This is a genomic window from Paenibacillus sp. FSL R5-0486 (assembly GCF_037975155.1).
Taxonomy (GTDB): domain Bacteria; phylum Bacillota; class Bacilli; order Paenibacillales; family Paenibacillaceae; genus Paenibacillus; species Paenibacillus amylolyticus.
This window is the reverse complement of the sequence record NZ_CP150237.1, coordinates 6,327,089-6,340,069: the sequence shown is the minus strand read 5'-3', so window position 1 is coordinate 6,340,069 and position 12,981 is coordinate 6,327,089. Positions and strand designations below refer to the sequence as shown.

6 protein-coding genes, 13 tRNA genes and 3 rRNA genes are annotated in these 12,981 nt (G+C 47.4%); 21 read left to right on the top strand and 1 reads right to left on the bottom strand.

Annotated features, from left to right (window positions below):
• Window positions 1-94 precede the first annotated feature (94 nt).
• The 16 genes from rrf (MKY01_RS28050) to MKY01_RS27975 all read left to right on the top strand — a co-directional run bounded on the left by rrf (MKY01_RS28050) (window position 95) and on the right by MKY01_RS27975 (window position 4,741).
• Window positions 95-211: ribosomal RNA gene (gene rrf / locus MKY01_RS28050) — 5S ribosomal RNA — on the top strand.
• A gap of 36 nt (window positions 212-247) precedes the next feature.
• Window positions 248-324: transfer RNA gene (locus MKY01_RS28045), tRNA-Ile, on the top strand.
• 22 nt (window positions 325-346) lie between these two features.
• Window positions 347-422 (top strand) — tRNA-Ala (locus MKY01_RS28040).
• A gap of 205 nt (window positions 423-627) precedes the next feature.
• A 23S ribosomal RNA gene (locus MKY01_RS28035) occupies window positions 628-3,553 on the top strand.
• Window positions 3,554-3,626: 73 nt separating this feature from the next.
• Window positions 3,627-3,743 (top strand): 5S ribosomal RNA (gene rrf / locus MKY01_RS28030).
• Window positions 3,744-3,827: 84 nt separating this feature from the next.
• A tRNA-Asn gene (locus MKY01_RS28025) sits at window positions 3,828-3,903 on the top strand.
• A gap of 3 nt (window positions 3,904-3,906) precedes the next feature.
• Window positions 3,907-3,979 (top strand) — tRNA-Thr (locus tag MKY01_RS28020).
• A 10-nt stretch (window positions 3,980-3,989) separates the two neighbouring features.
• Window positions 3,990-4,061 (top strand) — tRNA-Glu (locus MKY01_RS28015).
• A gap of 7 nt (window positions 4,062-4,068) precedes the next feature.
• Window positions 4,069-4,144 (top strand) — tRNA-Val (locus MKY01_RS28010).
• A gap of 9 nt (window positions 4,145-4,153) precedes the next feature.
• Window positions 4,154-4,228, top strand: a tRNA-Gln gene (locus MKY01_RS28005).
• Window positions 4,229-4,237: 9 nt separating this feature from the next.
• Window positions 4,238-4,313, top strand: a tRNA-Lys gene (locus MKY01_RS28000).
• Between the two features lie 6 nt (window positions 4,314-4,319).
• A tRNA-Leu gene (locus MKY01_RS27995) sits at window positions 4,320-4,400 on the top strand.
• A gap of 10 nt (window positions 4,401-4,410) precedes the next feature.
• A tRNA-Gly gene (locus tag MKY01_RS27990) sits at window positions 4,411-4,485 on the top strand.
• 8 nt (window positions 4,486-4,493) lie between these two features.
• Window positions 4,494-4,570: transfer RNA gene (locus MKY01_RS27985), tRNA-Arg, on the top strand.
• 15 nt (window positions 4,571-4,585) lie between these two features.
• Window positions 4,586-4,659 (top strand) — tRNA-Pro (locus tag MKY01_RS27980).
• An 11-nt stretch (window positions 4,660-4,670) separates the two neighbouring features.
• A tRNA-Gly gene (locus MKY01_RS27975) sits at window positions 4,671-4,741 on the top strand.
• A 235-nt stretch (window positions 4,742-4,976) separates the two neighbouring features.
• On the opposite strand, the gene MKY01_RS27970 is transcribed toward MKY01_RS27975, so the two are convergent.
• On the bottom strand, window positions 4,977-5,324 hold the full coding sequence (locus MKY01_RS27970) for a WGxxGxxG family protein (RefSeq protein WP_076328832.1): 348 nt from the start codon (window positions 5,322-5,324) through the stop codon (window positions 4,977-4,979).
• A gap of 577 nt (window positions 5,325-5,901) precedes the next feature.
• Between MKY01_RS27970 and ppc the strand changes: the two genes are divergently transcribed.
• From ppc to MKY01_RS27945, 5 genes are all read left to right on the top strand, one after another.
• Entirely contained in the window at window positions 5,902-8,694 is a 2,793-nt protein-coding gene (gene ppc / locus MKY01_RS27965; protein WP_127546705.1) for a phosphoenolpyruvate carboxylase, read from the top strand.
• A gap of 260 nt (window positions 8,695-8,954) precedes the next feature.
• Window positions 8,955-9,521, top strand: coding sequence for an RNA polymerase sigma factor SigW (gene sigW, locus MKY01_RS27960; RefSeq protein WP_036614044.1), 567 nt, complete (start codon window positions 8,955-8,957; stop codon window positions 9,519-9,521).
• 136 nt (window positions 9,522-9,657) lie between these two features.
• Complete coding sequence (locus MKY01_RS27955) at window positions 9,658-10,272, top strand: zf-HC2 domain-containing protein (RefSeq protein ID WP_036614042.1); 615 nt, start codon at window positions 9,658-9,660, stop codon at window positions 10,270-10,272.
• A 315-nt stretch (window positions 10,273-10,587) separates the two neighbouring features.
• Window positions 10,588-11,424 (top strand): diadenylate cyclase CdaA, encoded by an 837-nt coding sequence (gene cdaA / locus MKY01_RS27950; RefSeq protein ID WP_017692119.1) that lies wholly within the window; start codon window positions 10,588-10,590, stop codon window positions 11,422-11,424.
• Window positions 11,417-12,910 carry a CdaR family protein gene (locus MKY01_RS27945; protein WP_076328833.1) on the top strand — a complete coding sequence of 498 codons (1,494 nt, stop codon included), beginning with the start codon at window positions 11,417-11,419 and terminating at the stop codon, window positions 12,908-12,910. Before cdaA ends, MKY01_RS27945 begins: the two co-directional genes overlap by 8 nt.
• The last annotated feature ends 71 nt before the right edge of the window (window positions 12,911-12,981 follow it).

Sequence of the window (12,981 nt, the reverse complement as noted above, 5' to 3'; positions counted from 1 at the left end):
CGATTCATTTCGGTCCGTCACTTCGGTGTGGATGAAATGAAGAGCACAAGCAACTCACTCGTTGCTCAGTTTTGAGAGCTCAAACTCTCAAACGTTTGGTGGCGATAGCGAAGGGGTTCCACACGTTCCCATCCCGAACACGACCGTTAAGCCCTTCAGCGTCAATGGTACTTGGACCGCAGGGTCCTGGGAGAGTAGAACGCCGCCAAGCGTAACCCATTTTGGGTTCAAATAGTATATATAATGTGGGCCCTTAGCTCAGTTGGTTAGAGCGCACCTCTGATAAGGGTGAGGCCGGTGGTTCGAGTCCACCAGGGCCCACCATCTATACCTTTAAACTTTATATGGGGCCATAGCTCAGCTGGGAGAGCGCCTGCCTTGCAAGCAGGAGGTCAGCGGTTCGATCCCGCTTGGCTCCACCAAAATGATTTACAAGTTTGTTCTTTGAAAACTAGATATCGAAACGAAACAAACGCGAATTAGAACATTCCTTTAAGCTGAACTTGTGCAAACAAGTCAAGTGTATAAAGGTAGTTAAATTGCTTTTGTGATGGTATCGGGTGAGAGCGACTTTTGGCTTTGCGCAAGCAAAACAAGGGAAGCGAGCGACCGAAACCGGAACAAAATGGTTAAGCTACTAAGAGCACACGGAGGATGCCTAGGCGCTAGGAGCCGATGAAGGACGTGGCGAACAACGAAACTGCCTCGGGGAGCTGTAAGCAAGCTTTGATCCGGGGGTGTCCGAATGGGGAAACCCAGCTGGGGTAATTTCCAGTTACTCATAACTGAATACATAGGTTATGCAGAGGCATACCAGGGGAACTGAAACATCTAAGTACCCTGAGGAAGAGAAAACAATAGTGATTCCGTCAGTAGCGGCGAGCGAACGCGGAGAAGCCCAAACCAAAGAGCTTGCTCTTTGGGGTTGTGGGACGTCTCACATGGAGTTACAAAGGAACCGGTTAAGCGAAGAGGTCTGGAAAGGCCCGCCAAAGAAGGTAAAAGCCCTGTAGTTGAAAGTCTGTTCCCTCCGAGACGGATCCCGAGTAGTGCGGGGCACGTGAAACCCCGTATGAATCCGGCAGGACCATCTGCCAAGGCTAAATACTTCCTAGCGACCGATAGTGAAGCAGTACCGTGAGGGAAAGGTGAAAAGCACCCCGGAAGGGGAGTGAAATAGAACCTGAAACCGTGTGCTTACAAAAAGTCAGAGCCCGTTTTAGGGGTGATGGCGTGCCTTTTGTAGAATGAACCGGCGAGTTACGTTCCCGTGCAAGGTTAAGGTGAAGAGCCGGAGCCGCAGCGAAAGCGAGTCTGAATAGGGCGACTTAGTACGTGGACGTAGACCCGAAACCGGGTGATCTACCCCTGTCCAGGGTGAAGGTGCGGTAACACGCACTGGAGGCCCGAACCCACGCATGTTGAAAAATGCGGGGATGAGGTGGGGGTAGCGGAGAAATTCCAATCGAACTCGGAGATAGCTGGTTCTCCCCGAAATAGCTTTAGGGCTAGCCTCGGAAAACAGAGTCGTGGAGGTAGAGCACTGATTGGGTGCGGGGCCCGCAAGGGTTACCAAGCTCAGTCAAACTCCGAATGCCATAGACTTACTTCCGGGAGTCAGACAGTGAGTGCTAAGATCCATTGTCAAAAGGGAAACAGCCCAGACCATCAGCTAAGGTCCCCAAGTGTGTGTTAAGTGGGAAAGGATGTGGAGTTGCACAGACAACCAGGATGTTGGCTTAGAAGCAGCCATCATTGAAAGAGTGCGTAATAGCTCACTGGTCGAGTGACTCTGCGCCGAAAATGTAACGGGGCTAAACACACCACCGAAGCTATGGCTTGATGCTTTGCATCAGGGGTAGGGGAGCGTTGTATAAGGGTTGAAGGTGTACCGTAAGGAGCGCTGGACATTATACAAGTGAGAATGCCGGTATGAGTAACGAAAAGATCAGTGAGAATCTGATCCGCCGAAAGCCTAAGGGTTCCTGAGGAAGGCTCGTCCGCTCAGGGTAAGTCGGGACCTAAGGCGAGGCCGAAAGGCGTAGTCGAAGGACAACAGGTCGAAATTCCTGTACCACCGTAAGCCGTTATGAGCAATGGGGGGACGCAGTAGGGTAGTGACGCGGACTGATGGATGTCCGTCTAAGCAGTAAGGCTGATGTGTAGGCAAATCCGCACATTGTAAGGCTGAGCTGTGATGGGGAGCGAAAATTATAGTAGCGAAGGTCATGATCTCACACTGCCAAGAAAAGCCTCTAGCCAGGTGATGGTGCCCGTACCGCAAACCGACACAGGTAGGCGAGAAGAGTATTCTAAGGCGCGCGGAAGAACTCTCGTTAAGGAACTCGGCAAAATGACCCCGTAACTTCGGGAGAAGGGGTGCCCCGGTAGTGTGAATAGCACGAGGGGGCCGCAGTGAAAAGGCCCAAGCGACTGTTTAGCAAAAACACAGGTCTGTGCGAAGCCGTAAGGCGAAGTATACGGGCTGACGCCTGCCCGGTGCTGGAAGGTTAAGGGGAGTGGTTAGGAGCAATCCGAAGCTGTGAACCGAAGCCCCAGTAAACGGCGGCCGTAACTATAACGGTCCTAAGGTAGCGAAATTCCTTGTCAGGTAAATTCTGACCCGCACGAATGGCGTAACGACTTGGGCGCTGTCTCAACGAGAGATCCGGTGAAATTTTAATACCTGTGAAGATGCAGGTTACCCGCGACAAGACGGAAAGACCCCATGGAGCTTTACTGCAGCTTGATATTGAATTTGGGTACGATCTGTACAGGATAGGTGGGAGCCTTTGAAGCATGAGCGCCAGCTTGTGTGGAGGCAACGTTGGGATACCACCCTGATCGTATCTAGGTTCTAACCTGGTACCGTAATCCGGTGCGGGGACAGTGTCAGGTGGGCAGTTTGACTGGGGCGGTCGCCTCCTAAAGAGTAACGGAGGCGCCCAAAGGTTCCCTCAGAATGGTTGGAAATCATTCGAAGAGTGCAAAGGCATAAGGGAGCTTGACTGCGAGACCTACAAGTCGAGCAGGGACGAAAGTCGGGCTTAGTGATCCGGTGGTACCGCATGGAAGGGCCATCGCTCAACGGATAAAAGCTACCCTGGGGATAACAGGCTTATCTCCCCCAAGAGTCCACATCGACGGGGAGGTTTGGCACCTCGATGTCGGCTCATCGCATCCTGGGGCTGAAGTAGGTCCCAAGGGTTGGGCTGTTCGCCCATTAAAGCGGTACGCGAGCTGGGTTCAGAACGTCGTGAGACAGTTCGGTCCCTATCTGTCGTGGGCGTAGGAAATTTGAGAGGAGCTGTCCTTAGTACGAGAGGACCGGGATGGACGTACCGCTGGTGTACCAGTTGTTCCGCCAGGAGCACCGCTGGGTAGCTATGTACGGACGGGATAAACGCTGAAAGCATCTAAGCGTGAAGCCCCCCTCAAGATGAGATTTCCCAGTATGTAAGACCCCTTGAAGACGACGAGGTAGATAGGCTGGGGGTGGAAGTGCAGCAATGCATGGAGCTGACCAGTACTAATCGGTCGAGGGCTTATCCAATAGCAAGTGATAATTCGCATGTTTCGTTTCGAATCTAGTTTTCAGAGAACAACTCTGAAATGTAAGCTACGCGTTTGGTGGCGATGGCGGAGGGGTTCCACACGTACCCATCCCGAACACGACCGTTAAGCCCTCTAGCGCCGATGGTACTTGGACCGCAGGGTCCTGGGAGAGTAGGACGCCGCCAAGCGAACTCTTTCATCATACATAGAAAACAGGCTCTGCATGTGGACGTTGTACGATGAATTGCATTTGCCCTGCAAATGCATATTATTCCCTGATAGCTCAGTTGGTAGAGCACTCGACTGTTAATCGAGTTGTCACAGGTTCGAGCCCTGTTCGGGGAGCCATTTGCTCTCATAGCTCAGTAGGTAGAGTGCATCCATGGTAAGGATGAGGTCACCGGTTCGATCCCGGTTGAGAGCTTTGGAAATGGGGCCCGTTGGTCAAGGGGTTAAGACACCTCCCTTTCACGGAGGTAACAGGGGTTCGAATCCCCTACGGGTCATATAGTTGGAGGCTTAGCTCAGCTGGGAGAGCATCTGCCTTACAAGCAGAGGGTCGGGGGTTCGATCCCCTCAGCCTCCACCATATTTTTATTGGGGATTAGCCAAGCGGTAAGGCAACGGACTTTGACTCCGTCATGCATAGGTTCAAATCCTATATCCCCAGCCATTTTAGTATGAGTCATTAGCTCAGTTGGTAGAGCACCTGACTTTTAATCAGGGTGTCGAAGGTTCGAGCCCTTCATGACTCACCATCATATGCGCGTGTGGCGGAATTGGCAGACGCACTAGACTTAGGATCTAGCGTCTTTGACGTGGGGGTTCAAGTCCCTCCACGCGCATCCTTTATTTGCGGAAGTGGCTCAGCGGTAGAGCATCGCCTTGCCAAGGCGAGGGTCGCGGGTTCGATTCCCGTCTTCCGCTCCAATATTTTTGCGCCCTTAGCTCAGCTGGATAGAGCGTTTGACTACGAATCAAAAGGCCGGGAGTTCGAATCTCTCAGGGCGCGCCATTATTTTTTTAGTATCGGGATGTAGCTCAGCTTGGTAGAGCACCTGGTTTGGGACCAGGGGGTCGCATGTTCAAATCGTGTCATCCCGATTTTTGTTTACGCGGGTGTAGTTCAATGGTAGAACTTTAGCCTTCCAAGCTAATAGCGTGGGTTCGATTCCCATCACCCGCTTACAGAATGTAATGAAAGAGCCTTTGCAGATGCAGAGGCTTTTTTATTTTATTTAACGAAATAATCAGCAGTTATTTTATATAATAATTTATGTAAAGTATAATACAGGTTTATTTAAAAAAAGAGCCAAGACCTCCCTATTTCAATAGTAAAGGGGTCTTGGCTCTTCTGTTTATCTTTGTGGATGAGCTGCCTCTAAGACGCAGCAGCTATTGTATAGTGAAGAGCGCACAATTTAACGTTCGTTGTGGTCCGTCACTCTTTTACGCATGCCAGCTAATCCAAGCAGTCCCAACAAACCAAGCCAGCCCCAATCCATGCCGTTGTCACGGTCGGTTGTTGTGGCGTTTGCCCGAACATTGTTGGTACGATAGTCACCATTGTTGCGGTAGTTTCCATCCATGTTCATATTCATGTTAGAATTAGTGTTTGTGCGGTCCATATAGTTGGTGTCCTGATAAGACCGGACACGTGAGCCGGTTGTATCCATTCCTTTGGACATATGACCATCAGCAGCAGCAGGGCCAGCCATCGCGGCCACCAGAAGCACAGAAGCAATAATTGTTGTACCTTTCTTCATCATGTGGATTCCTCCTTTTTAGTAAGAGCTACAGATTAATCTGCCCAAGAAGACAAGTACAATATGTAGAAATAGTCTGTTAAGATATACCTTTGAGTCCAATTGAATAACAACATACATAAGAAACTTGCCTAGTAAGCAGACTGTAGTGGGAAGAAAATTATAATTACATCTTTAATTTATTGCGTCACTGTGGTAAAGTATACAAAAGCTTGCTTTGCCGGTCATGTTTCTTTGTATATCATCTGTTCTCAAACAATGAAATTATGCGGTTTAACCTTAATATCAGGTACATGGGATCATATCTAAAAGAACTGTATATTTATGAATTTTTAAGTATAGGTATGAGACATATGATTTATGTAAAGTACGTGAAAAAGGTATCATGCGACAGCATATGACCATTAAATGAAGCAGAACAAGAAAATGAATAAAAAAGCGTGTTTTTATGCTGTAAATCGGGGATAATCCCCATTTTTTCTAGTAGAAAAATAAAGATTTTCGTACCATTTTATTGTATGATGTTATGAAGGTGTCAAATTTACGTGTACGAATGGAACGATCAGATGGGAGGATAAGCATGACTGAAACTATGGTAACCGCCAGCAAAAGCCAATCCAACAACCTGCTTCGTAGAGACGTGCGGTTCCTGGGCAATATACTCGGAGAAGTTCTTGTCCATCAAGGCGGCACGGAGCTTCTAGATATCGTTGAGAAGATTCGGGAAACGAGCAAATCGTTACGTGCAGAATTTTTGCCAGAACTGTATGCAGAGTTCAAAACGATGATCCAGGAATTAGACTCGGACAATCGTCATCAGGTTATTCGGGCTTTCGCTATTTATTTTCAATTAGTTAATATTGCTGAACAAAACCATCGGATCCGGCGTAAACGGGATTATGAACGTTCTGCAGGGAACGCTGTGCAGCCAGGATCGATTGAGAAAGCAGTACAGGATCTTAAGGAACGTGGATTGTCTCATACAGAGGTGGAAGAGATTCTCGACGATTTGTCGTTGGAACTCGTTATGACAGCTCACCCAACCGAAGCCATGCGCCGGGTTATTCTGGACATCCATAAACGGATATCTGAAGATGTCATGCTTCTTGATAATCCTACGCTGACGTTGCGTGAACGTGAACAGTTGCGTGAGAAACTGCTGAATGAGGTTATTACACTCTGGCAGACAGATGAACTTCGCGACCGCAAACCGACTGTACTCGATGAAGTGCGGAACGGGATGTACTACTTTCACGAAACGTTGTTCCACGTACTTCCGGATGTATATCAGGAGCTGGAACGTTGCCTGAACAAATTTTATCCTGACCATGACTGGCATGTGCCGACGTATTTGCGGTTCGGTTCCTGGATCGGTGGAGACCGGGATGGAAATCCTTCGGTAACTTCAGATGTAACATGGCAGACGTTGTTGATGCAACGCAAGCTCGCTTTGCGTGAATACCAACGGATTATGATTGAACTTATGGGTCATCTCAGCTTCAGCACAAACATCATTCATGTATCGGATGAGCTGGTGCAGTCGATTGAGCAGGATCGCAATTCTGTTACATTGAAAAAAGTAGATATCTGGCGGAATGAAAAAGAGCCATACCGCATCAAATTGGCTTATATGATTGCCAAGCTGAACAATGTACTGGATGAAAACAAATTAGGTCAGCCTGACCGTTATCATAGCGCACAGGATTTGATTGATGAACTGATGATTATTGATCGAAGTCTGCGCCATCATTTTGCGGATTACGTAGCAGATACGACCATTCGCAAAATGATTCGTCAAGTCGAGTTGTTTGGTTTCCATACCGCAGCATTGGATGTGCGTCAGCACAGTAAGGAACATGAAAATGCGATGTCGGAGATTTTGGCGAAAATGAACATTGTAGAGGATTATGCACGTCTGACTGAAGACGGTAAAATCGATCTGCTTGCTCGTTTGCTGGATGATCCACGTCCGCTTACTTCTCCTTATCATCAATACACGGAGGGAACCAAAGAATGTCTGGATGTCTTCCGTACCATTAAGCGTGCCCAGAACGAATTTGGGAACGGCTGTATCACAAGTTACCTGATCAGTATGACGCAGGGCGCAAGTGATTTGCTGGAGGTTATGGTATTTGCCAAGGAAGTGGGATTATTCACCAAAGGACACAATGGTGACGTTGTATCTACACTTCAAGCGGTACCGCTGTTTGAAACGATTGATGATCTACATGCGGCTTCGGACATTATGCAGAAGCTGTTCAACCTTCCTGTATACCGCGCAAGCGTAAAAGGACGGAATGAACTGCATGAAATCATGCTTGGTTATTCAGACAGTAACAAGGATGGCGGCGTGGTTACAGCCAACTGGGAATTGCGCGTAGCAATGAATGCCATCACGGCTGTAGGTAATGAACACGGCGTTAAGCTGAAGTTCTTCCATGGACGTGGCGGGGCTCTTGGACGTGGCGGCATGCCACTCAACCGCAGTATTCTTGCTCAACCACCACATACGATTGGTGGGGGCATCAAGATTACGGAGCAGGGAGAGGTTATTTCTTCCCGTTATTCCCTTCAGGGGATTGCATACCGCAGTCTGGAGCAGGCGACTTCGGCTCTAATCACAGCAGCACTTAATGGGCTTGAGCCGCAAGAGTCAGCATCCGAACGTCATTGGGACAGCATCATCAAAGAGATTTCGGAAGTATCTCTGACGAAATATCAGGATTTGATTTTCCGTGATCCGGACTTCTTCACCTTCTTCAAGGAATCCACACCGCTTCCAGAGGTGGGTGAACTGAATATTGGTTCACGTCCGTCCAAGCGGAAGGGTAGCGACAAGTTCGAAGATCTGAGAGCAATTCCTTGGGTATTTGCTTGGACGCAAAGTCGTTATCTGCTTCCGGCATGGTATGCGGCAGGAACAGGATTGCAAAGTTACTATCAGGATAAAGAGGAAAATCTGGTTGTCCTGAAAGAAATGTATGCAAGCTTCCCATTCTTCCGTACATTAATTGATACGGTACAGATGGCCGTAGCCAAGGCAGATCTGGTCATTGCCAAAGAATATTCAGCCATGACTTCGAACAAGGAAGCCCGTGATCGCATCTACGGTCAGATTGAAGCCGAATTCAAGCTCACAAAAGAGCTGATTCTGAAAATTACGGGAGAAGCTGAAATTCTGGATGATGTACCGGTTATTCAAGAATCCATTCGCCTTCGTAACCCTTATGTGGATCCGTTGTCCTACATGCAGGTTCAACTTCTGAGCGAGCTCAGAGATATGCGTGAACGTGGTGAGGATGATACGGAACTGCTTAGAGAAGTGTTGCTGACAATCAATGGAATCGCTGCAGGACTTCGTAATACAGGTTGATTATCAATTTGTTGTGACTGATGATTATATGTAACAAAGTACCCATTACTTTGTTAACTAAAAAGCTCCATTCTCTGCTCTACGGAGTAAGAGATGAAACGGGACTCCTGCGGGAGTTCCCGTTTTTACTGTTTTTGGCGGATATTTGTCATACAGTCTTGATTTTTGACCAAAGTTGATTTACGATTTGATTGGTGAATTACAAGTGTGGACGGGTATCAGAAGACGGAAGACCCATCAGCATGTCTGGGGGAATAAGGGTGGACAATTTGGAGAACAGGCTTATTAAACTGGTGCTCAAGGGCGACCAGAGAGCCTTTGCAGAAATCGTTGAACTATATAAGGACAAGCTATTTCATTTGGCATATCGGATGCTGAACAATCGTCATGAAGCTGAAGACGTTGTGCAGGAGACGTTTTTGCGTGTGTTTCGTAATATGGAGAAGTACGATCCGAACCAGAAGTTTTCAACCTGGATCTACCGGATCGCAACGAATCTGTGTATTGACCGACTGCGCAGGAAGAAACCTTCATACTCATTGGATGCTGAACTGAATGATCAGGAAGGATCTGATGGTTATGCGATGCTCCCGAGTGATGATCGTACACCGGAGAGTGAAGCGCTCCTGTCAGAAACGCAGACACTCATTCGTGAGGCCATTGACAGTTTGCCAGCCAAGTATAAGTCCGTTATGATTCTGAGATATTTACAGGACTTGTCGCTACAGGAAATCAGTGATGTGACAGGTATGCCCGTAACAACGATCAAGACACGCGTTCATCGGGGCCGTGATTTTCTACGTAAAAAATTGGAGTATAAGTTATAAATGTTAAGCGCCTTTAAATATGGGCGAAATTATTTGAAACATATCCGAAACGGATGCGTATGTAATGTATGCAAGTCTTATGCGTGCTTTTTAATGGCACATGGACTAAGTGATTTAAGAAAGGATTGGCTCTCATATGGATTGCAACTCGGCCGTCTCTTTAATGCATGAATGTTTGGATGAGTCGTTGTCCCCGGCCCAGAAGGTTGAACTGAAAAGTCACCTTGTGATCTGTCCGGATTGTCGCATGCGCTTTAAAGAGTTGGAACAGACGGAAATGTTACTCTTTGCCATGAAACACTATTCACCGTCTGCCTCTGATGAGCTGACCAATCGAATTATGAATGCTCTGCCCCAGCCCAAGAGACAGCAAGCATGGCTCAAATGGGTCAAAGGACATCCCGCGCTGACGGCGGCAGCCTTCTTTTTGGTCGTGATGCTCTTTAGCGCCTTGAATTTCTGGAATCAGAATAACGAAATGGTTGTTAAGGGAAATAATCTGGACCAGATCGTGATTCAGGGTAACACGGTTATTGTTCCTGAAGGTAAGTCAATTGCTGGCGATCTTACGATAGAAAATGGAACCGCACAAGTATATGGTGATGTGAACGGCAATCTGACGGTTATCGACGGACAACTGTTTCAGGCTTCAACGGCGCATATTTCAGGTCAGGTGAAAAGTATTGATCAGGCGCTGGACTGGTTCTGGTACAAAATAACCAATATGGTAAATGAAGTGGCTTATCGCTAGAACAGGGTAAAATTCTTCAATGGTATATACCAAGCAGGGTACCTCCAGATTGCACGGGGTACTCTTTTTTTATACGCAAACTTTGTAATTCATGGTAAATGTGATGTTTATGTGCAGTTTGAGACTGCCGTAACTTGCAACCTGAACGTTAACGTTATAACCTAGATACTAAAGAGAACATACTACTACATATAGATAAGCATTTTGCACAAATCAAATAATGCAAAAATGCGGAGACAAAGGATTATATAAAATCCTAATGGGTTAATATGAGATCAGGGTTTACTCATCAATGGGGATAGCGGGGGCTGGCTTATGAATTATTTTGCTGACTTAACGTGGACAGAGTCCATTAAGGACGTTATCGATATATTGATCGTTACCTATATTATGTACAAACTGATTTTGCTTGTGCGGGGGACACGTGCGGTTCAGCTCCTAAAAGGGATTCTGTTCCTTGTGCTGATCTGGGCATTAAGTACGTGGCTAAACTTGTATACGCTCAAATGGTTAATGAACCAGATGTTTACGTTTGGTGTCGTTGCGGTCTTCATTATCTTTCAGCCGGAACTACGTCGTGGTCTGGAGCAATTGGGACGCGGTAAGCTGTTTGGACGTTCAGCGGCAGCGAGTGATGAAGAACTAACCGTGTTAATTGGTGAGATTATTAAGTCAGTTAATTATTTGTCACGGCGTAAAATTGGCGCTTTGGTCGTATTTGAACGTGAAACAGGTCTGAACGATTACACGGAATCGGGCATTAAGATGCACTCTCTGGTCAGCTCGGAGCTGATGATTAACATCTTTATTCCAAATACACCGCTCCATGATGGAGCCGTTATTATACAGGGAAAACAGATTTCGGCGGCAGCTTGTTATTTGCCATTATCAGAGAATCCTTTTATCAGTAAGGAATTGGGAACACGTCACCGTGCAGCAATCGGGATTACCGAAGTTGCAGATGCGATCTGTTTGGTTGTCTCCGAGGAGACTGGACAAGTGTCACTTGCAATGAATGGACAGGTCGTTCGTGATATTAAGGAAGAATCGCTGATTGCCAAACTGTATGAGGAGTTGCGCCCTACATCCAATCTGAAAAAGAATGGCTGGACAACCTTCTGGAAACGGAAGGGAGGACGTAACAATGGATAAGTGGTTTAACAATAATAACTTTGCCAAAATACTTGCGCTTGCGGTGAGCCTGTTGCTCTGGTTCATGATTCATCTGGATGAAGTACCAACCACCCCTACGATTACAACAGGGACAACCAACAAGGTTGTGGAACGTACGGTGCCTGTTCAACCTTATGGATTAGACAGCAACAGCTATGTGCTCACTTCATTAAGTACGGATGAGGTCCGGCTGGAGATTAAAGGACAGCGCTCGATGCTAACATCGATTTTTACGAATGACGATTACAAGGTACTGGTCGATCTGAGTCAGGTGAAAGATGGGTCCAATACACTGCCACTTGTACCTGATTTGCCTTCCGGGGTAGAAGTGGTCAGCATGGAACCTTCCATGGTTACGGTGAACGTAGAAAAATTGGGCACCAAATCCTTCAATGTGAATATTGTACCCGAAGGGGAACCATCCGCCGGATACAGCGCTGGAACGCCCGTAACTGAACCTTCGACGCCGGTTAAGGTAACTCTGCCCGAAGGGCAACTCGAGGCTGTAGCGAAGGTCCAGGGCAGTGTGAGCGTGAAAGATGCCAAGGAAGATGTCATACAGAAAAAAGTGAAACTTCAAGCATACGATGCTGAAGGTAAGGTCCTTGAAAATGCGATTATAACGCCTCAAACGGTTGAAGTCCGAGTTCCGGTCAATCAGCCCTATACATCTGTACCCTTAAGAATCAAATATTCGGGACAGCTTCCGGAAGGCCTGGTACTCTCCACGGTAGAGCCAAACGTGAAAGAAGTCTCGGTTTATGGATCAGAGGATGCGCTTGCAGGTATACAGTCCTACGACCAAGTAACCCTTGATCTTACACAGTTTGATCAGTCGGGTACATCGACAGTTAACGTGGACTTGACGCCGCCTTCCGGTTTTGAGAAAATCGAGCCTAGTTCGATTCAGATCAAGGTAACCATATCACCATTTGACGAGGCAGAGGAGACAACCAAAGTCTTTCCGAACGTCCCCATCACACTTACCGGTGCGGGGAATGGACTGGAAGGGACGCTGGTTACGCCTCGAAGCGGCGGTCTGAACCTCACACTTACAGGCTCAGCAAGTATGCTTGAGGGTCTGAGTAGTGATGATCTCACGTTAACTGGGGATCTTGCTGGACTTGCGGTCGGAACGCATGAGATCAAGCTTGAAGCCGACCTGCCCCGTTATGCCAAACTGGATGAATCATCCACTGCATTGAGTGCGACGGTCAAAATTAGCGAAAAGGCTGAAGATACCACGACCACTCCTGGCGAAGAACCGACGGACGAGGGAACGGTAGCACCTGACCCAACACCAGCAGAGGTTGAAAATGGGGAAACAGAGCCTGTTCCTGATGAAGAAGAAACGGAATCGAATACGGATACTCAGGATCAGGGTCAACAGGGGAGCACAAGCAGTCGAGGTAATTTAAATAATAATAACAGCGGTACTGGCAGTAAAAGTGGCGCGAATCCGTAAACGTTCTAATTTTAAAATTCTCAAAAAAATAATAATAGTGCTCGTATATGATGCGAATAGAAGGAGTTAAA

What these genes read in the sequence shown, in the direction of transcription:
- ppc (WP_127546705.1), top strand. Translation starts at nt 5,902, where the DNA reads ATGACTGAAACTATGGTAACCGCCAGCAAAAGCCAATCCAACAACCTG.
- cdaA (WP_017692119.1), top strand. Translation starts at nt 10,588, where the DNA reads ATGAATTATTTTGCTGACTTAACGTGGACAGAGTCCATTAAGGACGTT.
- MKY01_RS27970 (WP_076328832.1), bottom strand. Translation starts at nt 5,324, where the DNA reads ATGATGAAGAAAGGTACAACAATTATTGCTTCTGTGCTTCTGGTGGCC.
- MKY01_RS27955 (WP_036614042.1), top strand. Translation starts at nt 9,658, where the DNA reads ATGGATTGCAACTCGGCCGTCTCTTTAATGCATGAATGTTTGGATGAG.
- MKY01_RS27945 (WP_076328833.1), top strand. Translation starts at nt 11,417, where the DNA reads ATGGATAAGTGGTTTAACAATAATAACTTTGCCAAAATACTTGCGCTT.